We start from the raw sequence: 23,499 nt of genomic DNA, 5'->3' as shown, positions 1-23,499 counted from the left end.
AGTTGCGTAGTAACTTTCATCGTTGAGTACAATAATTTGAAGTTAGTAACTATAACTACAAAAATATCAATTATTCAATACTTTGCGAAAGTCCTGATAAAAATAAATCTATTGGATTTTAAGAAAAAAATATCCAGAATACTACAAAATCCTACCTATAACTAAACCCACCTTATGACATGTAATATATAATATTACATAAAAAATACAATTTTACTTATATATTACGCATTTTCTTAAAGCATATGTATAATTTTATACATATAATATGTTTTGTATAATTTTTATAGCTGATTTATAATGAACTATAAATTACACAGTAAAAAATTTGGTAGCATACTTTCTTATGTATTTGATTTTAATAATCAATTCCTTTTATAAAAAAAGAGCCTGGGGAGTTACCTTTTTTTCAACACACACTAAGAAACTAATAAAGTGGCAAGATCCTGCTCCCTGAAAAATAATAGATTTGATGAGAAAGAGCATAATCAAAATTACATTTTGGACATACGAGCTTTTTTTCGTTATTATTACTAGTATTTTTGTTCATAAAAACAGCAGCACACTTATTATGCACTTTATGCTTATTACAATGTAGCATTTTTAGCTTATAATCAACAGGAATAGAGATCAAAAATAGAATTTTCGAACGACAGAAATTTTTATTACAAATAATACATTTTTGTGATTGTGATTCTGTTTCTGCAGCGACGTCTATGTGTTTGTCTTTAAACCGGACTCTTTCATATTCCGAATCTGAACCTGAATCTAAATCCGTTGAACTGACTTCTTCACTTACTATTGAAGAAGCATCATTATTATCATCTTCTTTCATGCCCTGTACATCTGCTAAACGCCCTGTACAGCTAGTACCATGTACCAAAATTATTATGGCACATAAAATACCCCTAACATGCTTCAAAAAAGAATAAAAATTGTGTTGAACCATATATGAACTATATTTAAATCTGTTATAAAAATAAATCTATTGGATTTTAAGAAAAAAAATATCCAGAATACTACAAAATCCCACCTATAACTAAACCCACCTTATGACATGTAATATATAATATTACATAAAAAAATACAATTTTGCTTATATATTACGCATTTTCTTAAAGCATATGTATAATTTTATACATATAATATGTTTTGTATGATGCTTACACATAACATAATCCAATTCTTGTTTTTTACCATAAATATAATATATCCGAAATGGATAATCAGCAAAATAATTCTATTTATCAACAAAAATATTTATTGAATCACAACTTACATGTTACGCAATGTATTCAGGAATCCTTTAGTACAATTGTTTAATTTTTTATAAAAAAATTACATATCTTTGTTAAAAATGAATTTGTGGGTTCTTAATTCTAGGTAACTATTTTCTATGCATAAAAATCGCAATCCATTGATTGTAATCTATTTATATTTAAGTTTGTTTAAACTTTATTTTATTTATCATAACTCCCCAGGCCTCCTATATGCCGCATAAAAGATGCTATTTTTATAGCTGATCTATATGCACTATAAAAATATACAGTAAAATTTAGGTAGTACATTTTTTTATGAACTAGGCTTAACGAATATATATCTAACAATCAACAACTTTTTATAAAAAAACACTCGAGTATTATATATGCACCATTATCATTCTGTTTTCAGAAAAATCAGATTTATTCACTATACCACAATAGTTCTACTACTACATAGTACTCATAGTAGTTGTACAAGAAGTTTATTACAAGCTAAAATCTATACTTATTCTGAAAAAGAACATGAAATAAATACCTTTTCTACTTCTTCCGAAGAAAACAATAACATAAATACCACATTGCATTCCGCAATTAGAGAAGGTAATTATAAAAAAGTTAAAAACTTATTACTAAATGCAGCCAATCCAAATTTTGCAGATCCGTCTAGAAAAACTTCTTTACATATAGCTGTTAGTAAAGGGTATTATAAGATCGTTAAGCTATTGCTAAAAAAAGGAGCCTATGTAAATGCTGCAGATCAGTCTAAACAAACTCCGCTGCATATAGCTGTTAATAAAGGGGACGATAAGATCGTTGAGATACTACTAAAAAACAAGGCTGATCAAAATGCTAAAGATGCATTTGACCAAACTCCGCTGCATATAGCTGTTAATAAAGGAAATATTAAAATCGTTACATTATTGTTAAAAAATTTGCCTAATGGTAACACTAATTCAATTATAGAAACTCTGTTACAGATAGCTGTTGATAAAGGAGATGATGGCATCGTTGATCTATTATTAAAACACAACGCTAATCCAAATGTAACCAATTCAATTGGACAAACGCCTCTACATATATCTATTAATAAAAGAGATGAAAAAATAGCTAAAATATTGTTAAATAATGGAGCGGATCTAAGTATAACCAATTCGTTTGGACAAACCCCTCTATATATAGCTGTTGACAAAGGAGATGATAAGATGATTGAGCTGCTATTAAAATTAAAAAATCCAGTCTACCCAAATACTGCAGATCATTTTAAACAAACCCCTCTGCATTTAGCAACGAACAAGTGTTCTTATAAGAACGTTAAACTATTGTTGAACAAAAGAGCCAATCCAAATGCAACAAATTCACTTGGACAAACGTCTCTGCATATAGCTGTTGATAAAGGGAATATTAAAATCGTTGAGTTACTATTAAAACACAACGCCGATCCAAATGTAACAAATTCACTTGGACAAACGCTTCTGCAAATGGCTGTTGATAAAGGGAATATTAAAATCGTTGAGTTATTATTAAAACACAACGCCAATCCAAATGTAACAAATTTACTTGGACAAACTCCTTTATACGTGGCCATTGATAAGAATGATTGTAACATGGTTACCCTATTGTTAAACCATAAAGCTAATCCAAATATACCAAGCAATTCTAAAAATACCCCTCTAGAAGAAGCAATTATAAATGGAAATGACTATATCATCAACGAGCTAATAAAATATAAGGCTGTTATAAATAAAGAGGAAATAAATACAGTAAAAGATGATCAATGGAATACGCTTCTGCATTATGTGGTTATTTACAATAATGTCAAGATAGCTAAGCGATTATTAAAAAAATATAAAAATACAATTGATCCAAATATACAAAATAAGAATAGAATAACTCCTCTGCATATAGCCGTTGATAAGAATGATTGTAACATGGTTACCCTATTATTAAAACATGGAGCTAATCCAAATATAACAGATCAATCTGGAAGGACTCCTCTGGACTTGATAAATTTAGATGCTTTTGCCAAAGACAAACAAAAACTAAGCGAAAAAAAATATCAACGTATCAGGATATTGCTTCAATTAAAAGGTAATCAAATACAATAATTTTGTGTACAGTTACATAAACACTGAGCGAACACGTTAAGTAACTCGATGAAACCAACACCTCTACAGTTCCATTCTAGGGAAACACCTTGTAGATAGATCCGAAAAGTGTCCAAACTGGTATTTATAATAAGCTGTAATGGCAACCATAGCAGCATTATCTGTACAATAAACCATAGAAGGAATGGAAATAGTCCATCCATGCCGTCCGGATAATGCTTGAAGTTGCTGTCGTAAATGACTATTTGCGGCAACACCTCCTGCCAATGCAATAGAACGTATACCTGTCTTTTGAGCAGCTTGAACCAACTTATCTAATAGCATATCAACAAGCAACGCTTGAATACTTGCACAAATATCGGCACGATTTTCCTCTATAAAAGAGGTTTGTTTTTGTTGTATAAAAAGAGAGAACGCTGTTTTGATTCCGCTAAAAGAGAAATCAAAGTTGGGCATATTGGCTTTTGAAAAAGAAAAGGCTTTAGTATTTCCTCCCTTGGCATATTGATCTATCAACGCACCCCCTGGATAGCTAAATCCCATAAGCTTAGCAATTTTATCAAATGCTTCCCCTACTGCATCATCTTGGGTCTCTCCCAAAACTTCCATACAAAAATAATTTTTTACCAATAAGATTTGGGTATGCCCCCCACTGACTGTTAAACATAAAAAAGGGAAACTGGGTTTTGGATCTTCAATAAAGTTTCCCAGCACATGCGCTTGAATATGATGCACACCTATTAACGGAATACCAAGCGCAAAGGCCAAAGATTTTGCAAAACAACTACCAACGAGCAGAGGGCCTAATAGACCAGGACCTTGCGTAAAACCAACAGCATGTAAGGCATGTTTTTCTATACCTGCTTGTGCAAGTGCGGCAGTTACAGTAGGAACAATATTTGTTTGATGTGCCCTGGCTGCAAATTCTGGGACCACACCGCCATACTGTTGATGTATAAGCTGACTGGCTACAATATTGCTTAATACATTTCCGTCTTGTACTACGGAGGCCGCTGTTTCGTCACATGACGATTCAATGCCAAGAATATTCAAAACGCTGTTATCTCTATATGAAAACATAATAAAAATACAGTGGTAGTCTAAAAATTATATAGTATTTAAGCTGCCCAATCAGGCCTCCTAATTTATACGGGCAAGTAATACCATGATTGTGTTTACATTCTTTTATAAGCTTAGTTGAAAAGCAACAAGCTTGTCTAATATACAAAAGATTACCTATGTAAATGGCACCTTCCAGGTGTCCTATGTTCTATAATAGAACAATATGGTGACAGTTAAATTATATAATGCTCAGTTTTTAAATCAGCCATGATTTTTTATATCAGTAATGAGTATGGTAATTTCGTTTTTTTTGACATAAATAGTTTTGTACTGGAGTCATTTTTTTAATACCTTTGCATTGGTGGGGAGTATTCAAAACGGTTTCCTGTAACGAGTTTGCTTTAAGCAATTAACCGTTTTTTGCCAAAAAATGAGGCATTTTCAATATCAAATAATTTTAAAAACTACCTAAAAAGTTAAAATAGAACAAGTAATCCAAAATTATAAATCCCACATTAGCTGCATGAAAAAATTACTAGGTTTTATTGTCTTTGTATTTTCTGTATCATATAGTAGTGCCACAGAAAACGATTTTTTAATACAAGAAAAAGGAACTGAGGGAAAAGAGCTCATTAATGTTTCACACTCCGTTCAGAACGACGTATCACGTCCAGTTGCTGCTGGACTAGCAGATTTGGCCACGACGGCTATCTGGGGTGATATCAACAACCAGCTAGAGTTAGAACTACTAGTTTACAGGCTCTATAGGGAGAAAGAACGATTAGAGCATGCAAAGACGAAACTGAATGAGGAACAGAATAGAAAGAATAATAAGAATAAGAAAAGTTCCTTCGCTACCCGATTTCAATTCGAGAGCTACGGAAAAAATTATAATACTTCCTCTTCTTCCAATACAATCTCCAGCCCACCCCTTCATGCTGCAATCGATAAAAATAGTATAGAAGAGGTTAAAAACTTGCTGAATACTCATGAAATTGATGTCAATGAAAAAAATCAACTTGGACTTACTCCTCTACATTATGCCATTAACAATAATCATCTAGAGCTTGTTAAACTATTACTAACAAATCCAAAAATTGATGTAAATCATAAAGATATTAGTGGACTAACGCCACTGCATAAAGCAGCTGCTCAGGGTCATGCAAAGATTGTGACGCTATTATTAGCTCATCCGAAAATTAAAATTAATGAACAAGATAAACGTTGGGGTGTGCCTCTCCATTATGCAGCTTCTGAAGGTCATGTAGAGGTAGTTAAAGTATTATTGGAAAATCCAAAAACTAATGTAAACGAAAATGATATTATAGGTGCATATACACCACTCCACTTTGCAGTTTGTAAAAGTCATATAGAAGTGGTTATGTCATTACTAGCAGCCGCTAACATTAAGATTAATGAAAAAAATGCAAAAGGATTTACGCCACTTCATCATGCAGCTTTTAATGGTTCGATAGAAATCGTTAAACTATTGTTATCAATCCCCAGAATTAAAGTCAATGAAAAAGATAGATTTGGATATACTCCACTACATTATGCAACTCGCAATGGACACGTAAAAACAGTTAAATTATTGTTAACTGCAACAAAAATTATAGCCAATGCGAAAACTGATATTCGTGATACTCCACTACATCTATCAGCCTATAATGGCCATATAGAAGTAGTTAAACTTCTACTGGAAGATCCTAGAACGGAACTAGAAGTGATAAATAAAGATATAGAAACCCCTCTTGATTTAGCAAGAAAACACAGACATCATGAATGCGTTAGCATCTTAAAAGAAGCCTCAAAATTAAAAATCCATGCAAAAGATAAACATAAACTTTCCCCTTTGTACATTGCAGCTGAAAAGGGACATGTAGAAGAAGTGAGAAAATTTCTTGGAACACCTAACATTAAGGTCAATGCCAAAAATAACAAGGGATCTACTGCGCTACATGTTGCAGTAGATAATGGTTATCTAGAAATAGTTAGATTGTTATTAGCAAATAAAAAAATTGGAATCAATGAAAAAGATAACAAGGGGTATACTCCTTTACATATCGCAGCAGATAATGGTTATCTAGAAATAGTTAAATTGCTGCTAGCAGATCTGAAAGTTAAGATCAATGAAAAAGATAAAAACAAACATTATACTCCTTTGCATATAGCGGCCCATAATGGCCATGAAAAAGTAGTTGAGTTATTATCATCAATCCCCGGAATCAAAGTCAATGAAAAAGATAAAAGAGGATACACACCTTTACATGCAGCAGCTATAAACGGTCATGTAGCAGTAATTGAAAAATTGCTAATAGCCAATGGTATCAATGTCAATGAAGAAGATAAAAAAAGACTTACTCCCCTTCACCATGTATGTATGTTTAGCCATGTAGAGGCAGCTCGTCTATTGCTATCATTTTCGAAAATTAACCTACACAAACAAGATAAAGATAGATATACTCCGCTTCATTATGCAGCTGAGAATAATCATGTAGAAATAGTTGCATTATTAATGAACATTCCGGTAATTAAGATTAATGCGCAAGATAAGTATGGGTGGACTCCACTACATTGCGCAGCTGCAAACAATTATGTAGAGACAGTTGCCTTATTAATAAAATCCAAAAAGATTAATATCAATGCAAAAAATGAAGATGGATGGACCTCATTACATTTTGCAGCAAGCCGTGGTCATGTAGAAACAGTTGCATTATTGATAGAAGATCCAAGCATTATGATTAATGCAAGGGATGATCTCGGAGACACCCCCTTATATAATGCAGCTTTTAGTGGTCAAGCAGAGGTCGTTGAATTACTACTAGCAGTTCCTGGTATTGATAGAATTGCTTCAAATAAGAATGGTTTTACACCATTGATTTGGGCACAAATAAAAGGTTATGCAAAAATCATTGAACTATTGAGCAGATCCTAGAGTTGATAAATGCGAAAATAGAGTCGTCCAAAATCCCCCCAATATGGATTGTTCATGCTTAATCTAACAATGTCTTATTGGGCATTTTAGACTTGGTGCTAAGCATGAACAGAGGTAAAGAGAAAAATTCTGCTAGCAAGCAGTTCTCGAACAATTGTGCAAAAAACGCAAACTCCTCAGCAGGTATCTGGCTTTGATCAACAAATCTTTTGAACAAACCATAGTAAGAACTTGTCTTATCTTAAAAAAGATATTGGAAACCAAATTATTTTATAATATTTTAGGACTGATTACTTAAGTTTTGTTCTTTAACAATAGATATAATTTCTTCTTTAGAAAGCGTAGTAACATCTGCTATAGTATCTATATCCATGTTTAACTGTAGCATCTTTAAGGCAGTAGCATAACGCCTTTTCTCTAAACCAAGCTTCTCCCCTTCTATCTTCCCTTTCTCTAAACCAAGTTTCTTTCCTTTTTCTATTCCAAGTTTTTCTCCTTTCTCCAAACCAATCTTCTCTCCTTCTTCTTTGCCTTTTGTTTCTGCAGAGACTAAATAGTCACGATCCTTCATAGAAGCGAGCATATAAGTGTTATAAATTTCCTGCTCTCCATGAGACATCTTTAAGACATTGAGCCGTTCTGCCACTTTTTGCATGTAAGGAGATTTAAAGTCTTCTTCTACTTTAGAATGCTTCATTACATAGAGCCATTCATCCAGTTCTTCTTTGATAACATCATCAAACAAGGGTATAGAGATGATAAAATACTCAGGAAAAACGTCATAGGCATCAAAGGTGCGCATGCCTTGGTCCATTAAGTGGACATCCACTGGATGCTCCTTATCTATTTTATGAAATATTACTTTGCCATGATGTAAAGGTGCTTTATTGCCTTCAAAAGCGAAATATAATAGATTGATATGAAATACTTTTTTGATTTTTAAATAATCTTGATTTGCCCCAAGATGATCCACAATAAGTCTTGAAGTATTAAAACAAGCCTTATACAGAAATAAATTGGTATAGGAACGATCGATCTCTACTATATAATTGTTACCTTCTTCATCTTCGAAAATAACATCTGCAATACTTCGTTTTAAAAGTTTACTTTCTTTATTGCTTTCACTTTCAAGCAGGGACTTGATTTTAATGGGTTTATACCCTTGGGAACCGAGTAAAGCAGAAATAAACCCCTCGACTATTTCATAGTCACCTTTATCCTTAAGCAGGTATTTGATGGCATAATCAAAACTTATAATTTCTTTCATAAGCATTATACATTATGTATAGTTATACTAAGATTGCATGTTTAATATATTACAAAACAAAATTAGTCTATTTTTAACTATTAAATATAACAAAAGATTTTTGTAACTTGGTATCGAGTAAAAATGGTTTTATAAAAACCAATGCTATGAATAAATCATAGAATGGTTCTATGCTTTTTTGTACATAGTGTGGGATAGCATCCCTACTTGGTATATTAATTTTTATTCCTCATACTTAGGAATGATGTTTGTTGATATTCTTATTTTTTGCAGATGTCGTTCAAACTTGTATCGCCTTATCAACCAGCAGGAGACCAACCCAAAGCTATTACAGAGCTTGTTCAGAACATGCGGTGTGGTGCTCCTAGTCAAGTCCTTTTGGGTGTTACTGGATCTGGTAAAACTTTTACCATAGCCAATGTTATTAAGGAGCTCAACAGGCCTACATTGGTTATCAGCCATAATAAAACATTGGCTGCACAGTTATATACGGAGTTACGTTACTTTTTTCCCAATAATGCGGTTGAATACTTTGTATCTTATTACGATTACTATCAACCAGAGGTATACTTACCAACTACCAACACATATATAGAAAAGGAGCTGGCAATCAATGATGAATTAGAACGGTTGCGTCTTAGTGCTGTTGCTGCTTTACTGAGTGATAGAAGAGATGTCATTGTAGTAGCATCTGTATCCTGTATATATGGCGTTGGTAAACCAGAAGAATTCAAAAAAAATAGCTACCTCTTTAAAGTCGGATGCCAATTGTCACGTAATGAGTTTTTAAGAATTCTTGTAGATATGCTCTACAGCCGCAATGATACGGAATTTACGCGTGGTAATTTTCGAGTCAAGGGAGATACGATTGATCTATTTGTTGCCTATGGGGATTATGCTTACCGTTTTGTTTTTTGGGGAAACGATTTAGAATCTATCCATATTATAGATCCTTCGTCTGGAAAGAAAATTAAAGAGATCCAGGAAGCATTTATTTTCCCTGCTAGTTTATTTGTAACCAGTAAAGATGTATTACACAGAGCTATAGAGCAAATTCAGCTAGACCTTCGTGCACAAGTTGATTTTCTTAGAGACCAATGTAAATTTGAAGAAGCAAAACGACTTCAAGAAAGAACCGAATTAGATTTAGAAATGCTTCGAGAATTGGGATACTGTTCTGGTATTGAAAATTATTCGAGGTACATAGATGGTAGGCAAGCAGGAGAACGCCCTTTTTGTTTATTAGACTATTTTCCCGAGGACTACTTAATGGTTATGGATGAAAGCCATGTTACAGTTCCCCAATTTAGAGCGATGTTTGGTGGCGATAGGGCTCGAAAAACAAATTTAGTAACCTATGGTTTTCGACTGCCATCTGCTATAGATAACCGGCCTTTAAATTTTAACGAATTTGAAAAACTAATCCATCAAATTGTTTTTGTTAGTGCTACTCCTGCGGAATATGAGTTGACAGTTTCTGAAGGAATGGTAGTAGAGCAGATCATACGTCCAACGGGATTGGTAGACCCTCAAATAGAGGTTCGGCCAAGTATGAATCAAATACAAAATATCTTGGAAGAAATTAAAAATGTAATTAAACAAAAAGATCGCGTATTAATTACTACGCTTACCAAGCGTATGGCGGAGGAGCTGACAGATTATTTGGTTTATGCAAATATTCGTTGTAGATATGTTCATTCGGAAGTAAAAACTTTAGATCGGGTTACTATATTAAATGACTTTCGTAATGGCGATTTTGATGTACTAGTAGGTGTAAATCTATTGAGAGAAGGTTTAGACCTGCCGCAAGCTTCTCTAATGATTATCCTAGATGCAGACAAAGAGGGTTTTTTAAGAAATGCCCGTTCACTTATTCAAACAATAGGAAGGGTAGCACGTCATGAGCAAGGACGTGTCATCATGTATGCAGATAGAATTACTGCGTCTATGGAGCAGGCCATTACGGAAACACAACGTAGACGCGACTTACAGATGGAATATAATCGTATTAAGGGAATTATACCCAGTTCCGTACAAAAAAGACAAATGGATATGGGCTTGTATACCGCAATATCACAAGAAAGCACGTCTAATGCTCAAGAATACAGTCAACAGGAAAATGTTGCATCTATTATAGCTGCAGAATCTGGTGCTAGCTATGGGGATGCTAAAACGGTTCAAGAGCAAATAGAACTATTAGAACATAAGATGTATCAGGCTGCAGAAGCATTGCAATTTTTAGAAGCCGATAAACTCAAAGAAATGATAGCTACACTAAGAAAGCGTAAAAAATATTAAAGGTATTCCCTATGCAAAATGTAGCAAAGAAGGTAGAACAAGCGCTAAGCACAGTATATGACCCGGATTTAAAAAAAGACCTGATAGCATTAGGCATGATTAAAAATCTGGTTGTCGGTGATACCCTAATTTCTTTTACTATAATACTTACTACACCAGCATGCCCCCTGAAAGAAGTACTCAAGCAAGCATGTATACAAGCAATCCATAATCAGGTATCCAGTGACTTCGAAGTTATTATTGAAACAACTGCAAAGGTAACATCAAGTCGTTCTAAAACAACGGTACTTCCTGAGGTGAGCAATGTTATTGCCATTGCTTCTGGAAAAGGAGGTGTGGGAAAATCTACGATAGCCACCCATTTGGCCCTAGCGTTATCTCAGCATGGTGCACGTGTAGGTCTTTTAGATGCCGATATATTTGGGCCATCTATTCCTACCATGTGGGGATGTGATACACAAAAACCAACTATAATTGAAAATAAAGGAAAAAAATATATACTTCCTATAAGTAAATATGGTGTAAAACTGCTTTCTATAGGCTTTTTAAGCCATAGCAAAGAAGCCATTATATGGCGTGGACCTATGGCTAGTGCTGCTTTCAAGCAGTTAATACAAGATTCAGATTGGGGACAGTTAGACTATTTATTCATTGATCTTCCTCCTGGAACGAGTGATATTCATCTTACCATGGTGCAAACTGTATCAGTAACAGGTGTTATCATAGTTACTACACCGCAAAAGGTAGCGCTAATAGATGCCATAAAAGCTATAGATATGTTTAGGAAAGAACAGATTAAGGTGCCCATATTGGGCTTGATAGAAAATATGTCCTACTTTTCCATAGAAAAAGAAGCCATGCATATGCCTCATTATATTTTTGGTAAGGAAGGAGGAAAAACATTGGCAGAAAAAGAGGGCATATCATTTCTCGGACAGGTTCCATTGCTTCCTGCCATTTGTACACAAGGTGATTTAGGAATCATGGGGGATGAAATCATTGAACCATTTGGTGATATTGCGCAAATGGTGGCCCAACAAATTGCTATACAGAATGCAGCCTCCTGAGAGGCTTTCGAAAAGACTCGGATTTATTCTTCTGGTTGTTCTGTACGAAGTTTTTTACTTTGTTTATCAAATTCTTCATCTATCATATTATCATCTATATCAGAACAGTCGCTAAATAAACTATTGATTACTGATTTTGCTTTTTTCTTGATATCATCAATATGTTTGTTCTTATTCAACCCTTTTTCAACTTCTCTTTTAATTATTTTTCTTTTCCTTTCATTATTTTTCTGAATATTCTTTGTTCTTTCTTCCTCTCTACCTTTATTATGTGCTTTTTCTAAAGAAGCTAATGCTACTTGTCGGTTATCTTCAGCATGTTGATATTGCCTTATGTCTTCTTCACTCCAATTTAATTGATCTATTTGCTGACATGCACGTTGAATTATAGGATTAGAGATAAGCGGCGCTTTCTCTTCTTCTGACATATTAGATATGGATTGAGCATTCTTCAAAAGAAAAGCCCAACGATCTTTTTGATCAGTTATTTCACTGATAGCCTTATTAAATTTAGGTAATTCTAAAACTATAATCTCTGTACCTTTGAAATAATTTTTATTATTTTCTTCGTCTCTATATGCATGATAGGAAATAAATCTTTGATGGTCTTTAAACATATTAAATTCTGTGATAGCAAGTAAATAAACAGGAACTAAGTCATAATATTTCTTGCCTTTAAATAATTGACCACTATAATCACGACCGATATAAGCCTGTATCCGTTTTTTCCAGCCACGGTGATGACATAATTGCATCTCTATAATGAATTTCCTGCCGCTATAATCAACACAATGAACATCAGTTATATATAAATGGTCTTCTTCTGATTCTGATTGTAAATTTGGGTCAACAAAATATACTTCTTTAATTTCATTATCACCTGATCTTCTTAGTAAAGAATTAAGTAAATCTCTTGTAAATTCATTTTGATTTTTATCTTCTGACAATACCTTTCCAAAAATATGTTTAAAGCACCAATCATTAGTAGGCCTTGCATATCTGTGACGAATTGGTGGTTCATTGCTACTGGTTGAATTTCTATAACTACGACCGCTACGAGTCGTTATAGTACTAGATGGTTGATTATCCATGTAATTTTTGTGTCTGTGTGTACTACAAGATTGTGAAATCATCCACACTATAGACACACACACTATTAAATATTTCTTGATCATAATGGTTTTTTTATAAAAAAATTGTAATAACTTATAATTAAACAATTACTGCCCGGATATGTCTTAATGAGCTATGTAGGCAATAATAGAGAAGGCTACACCAATGATACCTGTAACAGGTGTATCACTATCTCCCATGAAGACAGATCAGAATATATATATTTAGTTACTTTACAAAAGTACAAAAAAATTTAGATTGTTAGGACCAGTATGTCTATTGGAAAAGAAAAATACAGTCTTGAATATCTGCTTACACTGATAAGCCCATATTTTTATCTAAAAGTGTCAAATTAAATCTTAACTAATACAAATTATCCTTTGCATGGGTTAGAAGTAATTTTCTCCATATAAGATAATATATTCTGTATACCAGATCTATCATGAGAGGAAACAAAAAATATAGATGGAATAGGTTTCCACTCCTCTTCTAGGATGTGGATAAGGGCTGTATAATTTTTCTGGGTTAAGGTTTTATATTTTTTATCTGCCTTCGTAAGAATAATAGCAAAAGGAATGCGATTTTCCCCTAGCCAACGCATAAAAGCAAGATCTATTTCTTGGGGAGCAATCTTTGAATCTATTAACAAAAATACAGCAACCATATTTTCCCTATGTAGGAGATATGCTCGTATCATTTTTTCCCACTTTATTTTGGTCGCATAGGCCACTTGTGCCCATCCATACCCTGGAAGATCTACAAAATAAATACGATCATTGACTAAAAAATGGTTTATAAGTTGTGTTTTTCCAGGGGTTTTGGACACTTTAGCTAACTGCTTTCGCTGCAACAATGCATTAATGAGAGAAGATTTCCCTACATTAGAACGACCAATAAAGGCCACTTCTGGCCTAAGATCATTTGGGCATTTTTTATAATGCGCATTACTAGAGATAAAAGCAGCAGAAGAAATCTTCATAATAAGAAATATTGCTTAATATGTTTAATAAAGAATACTGTATACGTAAATAGTATATGAAGATACGGTTTTTAAAATGTAGAAGTCGTTATTTTTATTCTGAAACGAGTACTTCTTTTCACATATATACATTAAATTTGCAATTAAGCTTCTACCAGTCTTTACTTGGCATGTGTTTGTTTTTTGTTTATTAATGTATCGTCATGTCAAATCAACCATCATTTTTTACTTCTGATGAGCGTATATGGGCCAGTGATCACCTTCACATGGCAACAGAATTAGTGCATGCTGGTATTAGTCCAGAACCATGTACAGGTGCTATTCTTACCCCTATTTTTCAGTCTTCAGTATTTGTACAAGATTCTGTGGAGACCTATTTATCAAGTGGTCATTCCTATTCTGGCTCCAGAAATCCTACCGTTGCAGTCTTAGAAAAGAAAATTGCTATTTTAGAAAAAGCGGCAGAGGCCTATTGTTTTGGGTCTGGTATGGCTGCCATTGTCACTACCATGTCGACTTTTTTACATCAAGGTGACCATTGTATCCTCTCCAAGGCCTGCTATGGTACTACACAAGAAGTTGCATATGAGCTTTTAGGTAAACTTGGAGTAACATTTTCTTTTGTAGACTTTAGAAGTCTATTGGAAGTAGAAGCTGCCATACAGCCCAATACTAAATTAATTTTTTCTGAATACCCAACGAATCCTACACTGTACTTAACAGACTTGGCTGCTGTTAGTATGTTAGCCAAAAAATTTGGCATCAAACACGTTTGCGATAGTACCATGGCATCGCCTATTGTTATTTGCCCACTAGAGTTTGGTGTAGATATTATCATTCAATCTACAACTAAGTATTATGATGGACATAATATGACCATTGGTGGAGCAGTGGCCTGTGCATCTATTGAAGATTGCAACCCGATCTTTGCTTATAGGAATAGACATGGAAGTATTATGAGTCCTATGATCGCTTTTTTTACGCTACAATCGACTAAAACCATGCATTTACGCGTTCGAGAGCAGTCCAACAACGCACAAAAAATTGCAACATTCTTAGAAGGACATTCTAAAATACTCGAAGTAGGTTATCCTGGGTTGGCTTCTTTTCCACAAAAAGAACTTGCAGATAGGCAGCATCAACATGGGCTACATGGTGGTATGTTATACTTTGTACTAAAAGGAGGAGCTAAGGCAAGAAAGCAATTTATAAAAAGTCTACATCGTCCATGGAGTTTTGGTGCCAATTTAGGAGCTGTAGAAAGTTTGATTTCTTGTCCTGCTGTTATGTCTAATGGCAATATGAGTAAAGAACAACGTCAAGGTATTGGCATAAGTGAGGGTTTTATACGTGTATCGTGTGGAATTGAAGATCCAAAAGACCTCATTTATGCACTTGATAAAACGCTTGCTGCGTTATAAAACGGAGAATAAATATAAATTAAAACATATGGATGGCATCATAAAAGAAAAATATCAGGCAGTTATTGGATTAGAAGTCCATATTCAGTTACTCACCGATAGCAAAATATTTGCTTCTGATAAAACGGAATATGGTGCGCTCCCTAATACAAATATTAGTCCTATTACATTGGCCTGTCCTGGAACATTACCTAAAGTGAATAAAAAAGCATTCGACTATGCTATAAAGCTTGGACTAGCCTGTGAATCAGATATTACAGAATTGAATTTTTTCTCAAGAAAAAGTTATTTCTATCCCGACTTACCCAAAGGATTTCAAATTACACAAGAGGCAACACCCATCTGCCGTGGTGGTTTTGTAACGATTTACCCTAAAGAGGGTGAGCAAAAGCATATTCCACTTATACGCATGCATTTAGAAGAGGATACAGGAAAATCCCTACATGGTATCATGGAAGATGTCACGTTATTAGATTATAACAGAGCTGGTATCCCATTGATAGAACTAGTGACCACTCCAGAACTTACAACAGGCGAAGAAGCTTATTTATTTTTATCTGAAATCCGTAAACTAGTCCGGTATTTAGAGATATGCGATGGCAATATGGAAGAAGCCTCACTACGTTGTGATGCTAATGTTTCCATCATGGAGAAAGGCTCAATGTTGTTTGGTACTAGAGTTGAAATTAAAAATATGAACTCTATGCGCAATGTCCAGCTTGCTATAGAACATGAAATAGAAAGACAAATTGCACTACTAGAATCAGGAGAACCTATTATATCAGAAACAAGAAGTTTTGAATCTGCTTCTAGCGAAACATTTAGCCTGCGTGCAAAAGAGATGGCTGCCGATTATCGCTATTTTCCAGAACCAGATATCCCACCCGTTCTGGTGACAGAAGCGTGGATAAACGATATAAAGGCAACAATGCCTCCCTTACCGAATGCATTATTAAAGAAATTTATGTCCTTATATGGTCTTTCTAACTATGCAGCTTCTGTACTTACAGAAGGGAAAGCGTTTGCCTTGTTTTTTGATGAAATATGCCAACAGACTGCATACTATACATCTGCTGCTAATTGGCTGCTTGGACCAGTTAAAGGGTATCTTAATGAATTATCGGTAACTTTATCGGAAATACCTCTTACAGTGAACCACATTGTTTTGCTAGCAGAACTAGTAGAAAGTGGTGCTGTTAGCTTTTCCATTGCTGCAACACAGATTTTTCCAATATTATTGCAACAACCAAAAGAACTACCCCTAGCAATTGCAAAAAGGTTAAATCTTATACAAGATAGCAACGAATCTAATTTGAAGACTTTAATTACAGAAGTGCTGGCAGCTTATCCTGATAAAGTCATGGCGTATAAAAATGGGAAATCAGGAATCTTAGGTATGTTTATGGGAGAAATTATGAAAAAAAGCCAAGGAAGGGCAAATGCACAACTTACAAGCAAACTATTACAAGAAGCATTAGAGGACTAAAAGGCTTTATTTACGAAATGAATGAACATATTTGTATGAAAACATGGCTATTGCATAAAAAATAGCAATAATAAGTATGTTAAGTAACACGTAAGCCCATCCTAAATCTAAAAAGGTAAGTTTAAAAGGCCATGCTGCAACCTTGTCTAACAGATAAAATGTTATCAGCAAGACCAAAAATCCATGCTTATAATATGGTATGGGATAAAGCTTTTTGCTGATAAAGTAGCCAAGCAATGTCATAGCAGCCGTTCCAACTATGGAAGCATATGTTCCTCCCCAATGGCCTAATATGGGCATAAGTAGCCATGATGTTGCTAAGACTATGAGACACCCCAGTGCACTTATCCAAGTGCTGTATTGTGGCTTATTACTCAACTTAAATGCGATACTAAAGTTATAATAAACGCCTAAAAGAATATGTACAAATGCTAGATATGGAACGATATCAACCGTATTACGATAATATGCCTTAGGTATAAGGATTTTAGCAATCCAATCTATATTTAAACTAAAAAGCAATAGCGCAACGCAAGATATCAATATAAAAAGATGCATGGTTTGTCCATAAAGTTTTTTAGCATCTTTTTTATCTGAATTAGAGAAGAAAAACGGCTCAGCTGCATATTTAAATGCTTGAATCCCTAATCTTATAAGTAAAGTAAGTTTATAAGAGGTGCCTAAATTGCCTAATATTTCTTCTTTGGTATACGTTTCATAAAAATCAGTTGGTATTAATTGTCGAAAGAGTGTTATAGGTAATATATCGTTAAGTCTAAGGAAGAGTGTAGTAAAAAAAGAAGCCAAAGCATAGCCCAATATGGCTGAGTATACCTTTTTGTTATAGGAAAACCGAAAACTTTTATATTGGGGAAATAAAATAGCCAATGCACTTACATTCGACAATAAGTTGGTTATAAAAATAGCATCTAAGGCATTCATATACACAGTTATACCACAATATTTGAAAAGCAGATGTTTTATAAACCCTATAGAAGAAGGAACATAGAGCAAGATACAAGAGAAAATAATATTAATTATAGCTTGTAAAGATTTAGCAATAGTAAACTTAATGGGTTTTTGCTCTGCACGTAGCACAGCATAAAAGATAGTTATGAAAGTATCTAAAATAAGTATCGCAACTACATAGTAAAAATAACGCACATGGGATATATGATTGGTTATTTTTGCAATTACTGGTATGCATAGGACTAATATTATAGAACAGACCGCAGTTGTAATCAGCAATACAGTTAAAATTGTATTAAAAGTACATTCCTTACCTAATTTATGTAAAAACCTAAAGTAGGCTATATCCATAGAAAATAGGTAAACTATGCTACCAAAAGCAATATAACTCCCATAAAATTCGGTAATGATACCATATTCACCAGGAGTCAGTATGCCTGTTTGTAATAATAAGACTATATAAGAGCAGCCTCTTACTACAATATCACTAATGGTATAAATAATGGTTTCTTTAGCAAGATTCTTAACAGCATTGTGCATTTATAGAAATATCTAAGTTTAAAGATGCATACGTACTCAATATTAAATATAAGATAGTGGTCTAATTATATGATGATACATTGGCCTCAAGCTATTTCGGTCTTTAACCACTGCTAAAATCGTTATTTCTTTTTTTTATTGGTTGTTTTAGTAGTAACCCTAGATTGAAATGAAATTTTTTCATTTTGTTTACCTTTCTTTTTTGTAGCATCTAGTTTTTCTTTAATGCCTTCTTCACTAAGAAACTTCTTTATTAATGTTTGTTGTAAAAAAGTAGCAATGTTAGAAACAAAATAATAAAAACTTAGTCCCGCTGGAAAGGAATTAAGTACAACCATAAATGCAACAGGCATAGCATAGGATAACATTTTCATGGGTCCTTCCGTAGGATTATTCTGATTGCTAGACCAAGAATACAGAATGGTTGAAAGCACCATAAGTAATGTAAACAAGCTTATATGACTTCCATATACTGGGATAGTGAAGGGCAGTTTAATAATACTGTCATAAGTTGATAAGTCATGTGCCCACAAAAAGGATGCTTTGCGTAACGAAATGGCATTGGGAAAAAAATGAAACATGGCTAGCAAAATCGGCATCTGTAGCAAAATCGGCACACAACCACTTAAAGGATTGATACCTAATTCCCTATATAAGGTTATTTGTTCCGATTGCATTTTCTGTAAGTTATTACCATATTTTTCTTTTATTTTATCCAACTCTGGTTTTACCATTTTCATTTTAGCCATAGAAACAAAGGACTTATAAGATAATGGGGCTAGTAGTAATTTGATTATAATGACCAAGAAGAATATAACAAGCCCATAATTAGAAAAACATTTTTCTAAAAAAGAAAAAAGGGGAATAATCAATCCTTGGTTGACCCACTTAACAACTATCCATCCTAATGACATATTTTGTTCAAACCCTTGGGTCACTTTTTGAAGTGTTTTATATTCATTTGGCCCAAAGAAAAAAGCAAATGTACCACATCCTTCTTCTTTATTTTTTTCAGATAATGCAAGGGTAAGGGCAGCTGTTTTAGTAATATTTTCTCTAGCAGAAGTTGGAGTAAGACGCATATCCCCGTTAGAAAAAGCATCTCCAGCAATGATTGCAGAAGAAAAAAAGCGTTGTTTAAGACTTACCCATTTAAGTGGTGTTTCAATTTTCTTGCTCTCAATTTCTGTTGAGTTTTCTTTTAAACTATTAAAAGTCTGACTGGAAGAATAATAGTTGATAGTACTTTTAGACATGTCAGCTTTAATATCAGACTCTACCTGCTTCATATCCATATTCCAAAAAAAAGAGACATTAGATTTTTGCAAAAATGCATCCATGCCTACAGCTTTCCAAGAATGATTTATTTGATAGCTATTTCCTAAAAATTCAAATGATTGCTCAAGATATTGGCTTGGGGTAAGTTCTAAACGAAAAATTATTTTGGTCTGTTCTGTGCCTTGAAGTGTGTAATGCGTAACAGGACCTTCTATATGAAAATGCAATAAATTTGTTTTTATAACTGCATTACCACATGGAAATGAAAATCCCATAGTACTGCTTAACTCATCTAATAGCACCAGTTCCTGATCATGATTATCTTTATATTTTTTTAGCACAACTTTTTTTATCCCCCCTCCTTTTGTACTCAAAAACACCTTAATTAATTCATTTTCAACCACAACAATTTTCTCTTCTCCTTTTAAAGCCATTGCAAACGGAGTAGCAATCAAAGCATCGGTTTCACCAACTGAAGACAAAGGCATAGTAGCTTCTACAATAGGAATAATAGGAGGTTGGTTTTCATTTTTAGGCTTATTAAATATGTAAAAATAACTTAATAAAGTAATTGAAATCAAAGACAATCGAATAAATTTATTTTTATCCATAAGAAAAAAATATTTAAGTAAAAAAATAGTATTAGTAAAACGAGTTCATGAGTAAAATGCTCATTTCCCTTTTTTTGCTTATAATAAAAAAATATTTACTAATATAGTCATTATTAGCAATAATGTTGTTATGAAATGCATTAACAAAATGCCTGATGTAAATATTTAACCTGTATTACAATTTAAATAAAGTACGTAACCTCCCGTATTGGATTCGTACTCTAGATCTAGTATTGGATTTAGATAAATCAGTAGGAGAATTCTATTTTTTGGAAATAAATTAAAAGAAAATCATATCACTTCTAGAAAAGAATTAAGGGATATTACAAAAGCCTTAAATAAAAATGATATAAATGAAGTAAATTCAATCATATTATCATCTAATAGGAAACGTAAGGTACAAACCTACTAAATTTTTTAAGCATAAGGTTAAGAATACAACATAAACATTAGAAATATTTTCTTTCCAGTTGTCTAATCAATGACTGGTTTTCCAATTACATAATCATATGATATTTTATTATGAGTAATGAAAATAAAATTGTGCATCCTCATGACATGTATTTTAAAAGTATTTTTGGTAGAACAGATGTTATGCTAGACTTTTTGGAGCACAATCTACCAGCAGAGGTTTTTAGTAAGGTAGATAAGTCAACTTTACGATTGACTAACAAAAGCTTTGTTAACCCAGTAGGTACGCGTGGAGAAAGTGATTTAGTGTTTCAAGCAACCATGGATAATCAAGATGGATACATATACATGATCGTTGAGCATCAGGCAAAAACAGACAAATACATGCCACTACGTTTCATGGAGTATAACTTAAAACTATTCAGACAGCATTTACATGAAAATAAGGATTCAGATGATTTACCGTTAGTACTGAATATATGTGTATACAATGGTAAAGAGGCTTATACGGGGAAGAGGAGTCTTCTGTCTATGTTTAAAGTACCAGAGTTAGCTAAAGCTTATACATTTGGTGATTTTCAACTTGTCGATTTAACATATACATCTGATAATGAATTAGTTAAACAGCGTAGGGCAGCATTAGGTGAATTGATTCTTAAATATGGCAAGAGCAAGAATTTTAGTATGCTACTAAAATTCAATGAGTCTTTGAAATATTTATTATCACGTATTGATCTATATGATACGCAATATTATGAAAACACATTTTTATATATCTTAGCTATAGATGAAGATGAGGATATCTTAGAAAAATTAAAATCTATCAACCCAGAAACTAAAGAACTAGTTATGACAGCAGCAACAAGATTAATACAACAAGGAAGGCAAGAAGGTGAGCAATTTGGATTAAAGAAAGGAAGACAGGAAGAAAAATACAAAATAGCTAAAGAAATGCTAGCAGAAGGATTTGATATAGTCAAAATTTCTCGCATTACTGGTCTTACAGAACGAAAAATTAAAAACCTGTCTACAGATAAAGTATAAATATTTTGAGGCTTTTGAAAAGATTGTGTTTTTTAAATAAAAGGTGGTGGTACAAATATATGATGGAATAAGTATTTGATCTTGAGTGTATTTTACGTCGTTTAATAAAAAGTGGTTAATTTTTTTAAGCAAACACATTACAGAAAGCTATTCTGAATGCCTCACTAACATAGATGTAGTAAATAATGGCTTTAACAAAGACAAAAAACAGAATTATTTATGCAAAAAAAATCAATACAATATTCATTATCAAAACAAAAATATAAAATCTAGTTTGAGTAATTTAGTATCATATATTTGTACCACCACCGAAATAAAAACTAGTGGTGTATCAAAATTAGTAAATAAATCTATTATGGAAGATACTTATTCTAGTAGTAAAAAAACTAAATACGATAGATATTTATAGTACTTGATTACTAAATCCATGTAGTGGAAAATTTGTTGTTTTTCATTATTTGGAAAGTGTTCTGTTTTTTCATCTTGTATGAACAAGATGAAAAAACAGTCAAGATCTTTATATTTTTGTATCGTAACTAAAATATGTAGTCGGATCTGTCTTCATGGAAGATGATGATACAGTGTGTTACACGTATCCATTGGTATAGTCTTCTTTAAGTTACTGCCTACATAACTCATAAGACATATCGATCAGTAAAAAAAATAAATATCATTCATTATAAACATTATATAAAGTATTATCATAGTCAAAAAAATTTGATGCTACTTACTGCTTCAGTATGCACTATTGTACAATCCTGTAATACACTTAAGTATAAAAACTACATGGATAATTCATCATATAATACTATGACGACTTCTATTAGCAGTGATGAGCCCTCAATCAATATATATGAACGACGCACTCGTCATGATGTGGCAATCAAAATGAATTTACAAGTGACTTATTAAATAGCCTACTGGAACGCTCTGGTGATAATGCAATTAAAGAGGTACACCTTCAAGATCCAATTTTAGATTCAAGAATAGAAGTGGGGCTTCCAGAATTTGTGATTTCTGTTTATTGCATTGATAATAAAGACTTTAGCAGATAAAAAAGGGTATACTAACTTCTTACGCCAACTGCTTACGGAAGGATTATTCAATAGTAAAATTAGCACAAAAGCTAATGCTCTCCAATCGCAGTATCTTTTCCACTTTATACGTGAAAAATACTCAGAACAGCAAAAATTAGAAAATGTACGTATTCTTTTAGCGTATGGTGCAAATCCTAATATACCAAAAGAACTATAGTGGACTGAAAAAATTTGTCCTAAAAAGTTAGTCCAGTATAGCTTACCAAAATCCTCATATTGGAATCATCTATTCTTCTGGTTATTCTCTACGAAATTCCTCCATCCCACATTCCGCACCTTTTTTTAGATTCTTATTAATTAAATTAAGATCAATTGATAACATCAAAACTATTTAATATTACTTCAAAAACAACATTTTGTAGAATATATTGTTTAATGAAACACTCATTTCATAATGAATGATTAGGTTTGCTTCCTCATTATACTAAATAAAAAGTTACCATACAATAGTAAAGCAAAAAATTATTACTAATTAGTAGTTTCTAAAACTTATACTCTGTACAAAGTTTTACTTTGGCTATGAAAGTATATTACTATACAATTATAAAAATTAT

Annotated in this window: 14 protein-coding genes; 7 read left to right on the top strand and 7 right to left on the bottom strand. The window is 33.0% G+C overall.

Going from position 1 to position 23,499, the window contains the following annotated elements:
* Positions 1-427: 427 nt before the first annotated feature.
* Positions 428-949 (bottom strand): hypothetical protein, encoded by a 522-nt coding sequence (locus CCPUN_RS01995; RefSeq protein ID WP_133281912.1) that lies wholly within the window; start codon positions 947-949, stop codon positions 428-430.
* A gap of 696 nt (positions 950-1,645) precedes the next feature.
* On the opposite strand from CCPUN_RS01995, the gene CCPUN_RS01990 reads away from it, so the two are divergent.
* Positions 1,646-3,367, top strand: a complete 1,722-nt coding sequence (locus CCPUN_RS01990) for an ankyrin repeat domain-containing protein (RefSeq protein WP_133281911.1) — start codon at positions 1,646-1,648, stop codon at positions 3,365-3,367.
* Positions 3,368-3,430: 63 nt separating this feature from the next.
* Here CCPUN_RS01990 and tsaD read toward each other — a convergent pair whose 3' ends face one another.
* The gene (gene tsaD / locus CCPUN_RS01985) at positions 3,431-4,447 is read right to left on the bottom strand and encodes a tRNA (adenosine(37)-N6)-threonylcarbamoyltransferase complex transferase subunit TsaD (RefSeq protein ID WP_133281910.1); all 1,017 of its coding nucleotides are present in this window, start codon (positions 4,445-4,447) and stop codon (positions 3,431-3,433) included.
* Positions 4,448-4,952: 505 nt separating this feature from the next.
* Here tsaD and CCPUN_RS01980 point away from each other — a divergent pair.
* Entirely contained in the window at positions 4,953-7,364 is a 2,412-nt protein-coding gene (locus CCPUN_RS01980; RefSeq protein ID WP_133281909.1) for an ankyrin repeat domain-containing protein, read from the top strand.
* Between the two features lie 280 nt (positions 7,365-7,644).
* On the opposite strand, the gene CCPUN_RS01975 is transcribed toward CCPUN_RS01980, so the two are convergent.
* The gene (locus CCPUN_RS01975; RefSeq protein WP_133281908.1) at positions 7,645-8,631 is read right to left on the bottom strand and encodes a PD-(D/E)XK nuclease family transposase; all 987 of its coding nucleotides are present in this window, start codon (positions 8,629-8,631) and stop codon (positions 7,645-7,647) included.
* A 273-nt stretch (positions 8,632-8,904) separates the two neighbouring features.
* On the opposite strand from CCPUN_RS01975, the gene uvrB reads away from it, so the two are divergent.
* Together uvrB and CCPUN_RS01965 are read left to right on the top strand one after the other, a co-directional pair.
* On the top strand, positions 8,905-10,929 hold the full coding sequence (gene uvrB, locus CCPUN_RS01970) for an excinuclease ABC subunit UvrB (RefSeq protein WP_275541299.1): 2,025 nt from the start codon (positions 8,905-8,907) through the stop codon (positions 10,927-10,929).
* Positions 10,930-10,940: 11 nt separating this feature from the next.
* A complete protein-coding gene (locus CCPUN_RS01965; protein ID WP_133281906.1) occupies positions 10,941-11,996 on the top strand; it encodes an Mrp/NBP35 family ATP-binding protein in 1,056 nt (351 codons plus the stop codon).
* Between the two features lie 23 nt (positions 11,997-12,019).
* Here CCPUN_RS01965 and CCPUN_RS01960 read toward each other — a convergent pair whose 3' ends face one another.
* Both CCPUN_RS01960 and yihA read right to left on the bottom strand, forming a co-directional pair.
* Positions 12,020-13,171, bottom strand: a complete 1,152-nt coding sequence (locus CCPUN_RS01960; protein WP_133281905.1) for an Rpn family recombination-promoting nuclease/putative transposase — start codon at positions 13,169-13,171, stop codon at positions 12,020-12,022.
* Positions 13,172-13,482: 311 nt separating this feature from the next.
* Positions 13,483-14,088: a ribosome biogenesis GTP-binding protein YihA/YsxC gene (gene yihA, locus CCPUN_RS01955; RefSeq protein ID WP_133281904.1), complete on the bottom strand. Its 606-nt coding sequence runs from the start codon at positions 14,086-14,088 to the stop codon at positions 13,483-13,485.
* 203 nt (positions 14,089-14,291) lie between these two features.
* Here yihA and CCPUN_RS01950 point away from each other — a divergent pair, with 203 nt between their 5' ends.
* Positions 14,292-15,509 carry a trans-sulfuration enzyme family protein gene (locus tag CCPUN_RS01950; RefSeq protein ID WP_133281903.1) on the top strand — a complete coding sequence of 406 codons (1,218 nt, stop codon included), beginning with the start codon at positions 14,292-14,294 and terminating at the stop codon, positions 15,507-15,509.
* Between the two features lie 28 nt (positions 15,510-15,537).
* A complete protein-coding gene (gene gatB, locus CCPUN_RS01945; RefSeq protein WP_133281902.1) occupies positions 15,538-16,995 on the top strand; it encodes an Asp-tRNA(Asn)/Glu-tRNA(Gln) amidotransferase subunit GatB in 1,458 nt (485 codons plus the stop codon).
* A gap of 6 nt (positions 16,996-17,001) precedes the next feature.
* On the opposite strand, the gene CCPUN_RS01940 is transcribed toward gatB, so the two are convergent.
* Positions 17,002-18,504 carry a lipopolysaccharide biosynthesis protein gene (locus CCPUN_RS01940; RefSeq protein WP_133281901.1) on the bottom strand — a complete coding sequence of 501 codons (1,503 nt, stop codon included), beginning with the start codon at positions 18,502-18,504 and terminating at the stop codon, positions 17,002-17,004.
* 122 nt (positions 18,505-18,626) lie between these two features.
* On the bottom strand, positions 18,627-20,393 hold the full coding sequence (gene yidC, locus CCPUN_RS01935; protein ID WP_133281900.1) for a membrane protein insertase YidC: 1,767 nt from the start codon (positions 20,391-20,393) through the stop codon (positions 18,627-18,629).
* A 522-nt stretch (positions 20,394-20,915) separates the two neighbouring features.
* On the opposite strand from yidC, the gene CCPUN_RS01930 reads away from it, so the two are divergent.
* Positions 20,916-21,848 (top strand): Rpn family recombination-promoting nuclease/putative transposase, encoded by a 933-nt coding sequence (locus CCPUN_RS01930; protein ID WP_133281899.1) that lies wholly within the window; start codon positions 20,916-20,918, stop codon positions 21,846-21,848.
* Positions 21,849-23,499: the final 1,651 nt, after the last annotated feature.

The organism is Cardinium endosymbiont of Culicoides punctatus (assembly GCF_004354815.1).
In the GTDB taxonomy this organism is placed as follows: Bacteria; Bacteroidota; Bacteroidia; order Cytophagales; family Amoebophilaceae; genus Cardinium.
The sequence above is the reverse complement of the archived record's forward strand: the minus strand, read 5'-3'. Positions and strand labels throughout refer to the sequence as shown.

Coding starts and splice junctions, on each gene's coding strand:
- CCPUN_RS01995 (WP_133281912.1), bottom strand. CDS start 949: ATGGTTCAACACAATTTTTATTCTTTTTTGAAGCATGTTAGGGGTATT.
- CCPUN_RS01990 (WP_133281911.1), top strand. CDS start 1,646: ATGCACCATTATCATTCTGTTTTCAGAAAAATCAGATTTATTCACTAT.
- tsaD (WP_133281910.1), bottom strand. CDS start 4,447: ATGTTTTCATATAGAGATAACAGCGTTTTGAATATTCTTGGCATTGAA.
- CCPUN_RS01980 (WP_133281909.1), top strand. CDS start 4,953: ATGAAAAAATTACTAGGTTTTATTGTCTTTGTATTTTCTGTATCATAT.
- CCPUN_RS01975 (WP_133281908.1), bottom strand. CDS start 8,631: ATGAAAGAAATTATAAGTTTTGATTATGCCATCAAATACCTGCTTAAG.
- uvrB (WP_275541299.1), top strand. CDS start 8,905: ATGTCGTTCAAACTTGTATCGCCTTATCAACCAGCAGGAGACCAACCC.
- CCPUN_RS01965 (WP_133281906.1), top strand. CDS start 10,941: ATGCAAAATGTAGCAAAGAAGGTAGAACAAGCGCTAAGCACAGTATAT.
- CCPUN_RS01960 (WP_133281905.1), bottom strand. CDS start 13,171: ATGATCAAGAAATATTTAATAGTGTGTGTGTCTATAGTGTGGATGATT.
- yihA (WP_133281904.1), bottom strand. CDS start 14,088: ATGAAGATTTCTTCTGCTGCTTTTATCTCTAGTAATGCGCATTATAAA.
- CCPUN_RS01950 (WP_133281903.1), top strand. CDS start 14,292: ATGTCAAATCAACCATCATTTTTTACTTCTGATGAGCGTATATGGGCC.
- gatB (WP_133281902.1), top strand. CDS start 15,538: ATGGATGGCATCATAAAAGAAAAATATCAGGCAGTTATTGGATTAGAA.
- CCPUN_RS01940 (WP_133281901.1), bottom strand. CDS start 18,504: ATGCACAATGCTGTTAAGAATCTTGCTAAAGAAACCATTATTTATACC.
- yidC (WP_133281900.1), bottom strand. CDS start 20,393: ATGGATAAAAATAAATTTATTCGATTGTCTTTGATTTCAATTACTTTA.
- CCPUN_RS01930 (WP_133281899.1), top strand. CDS start 20,916: ATGAGTAATGAAAATAAAATTGTGCATCCTCATGACATGTATTTTAAA.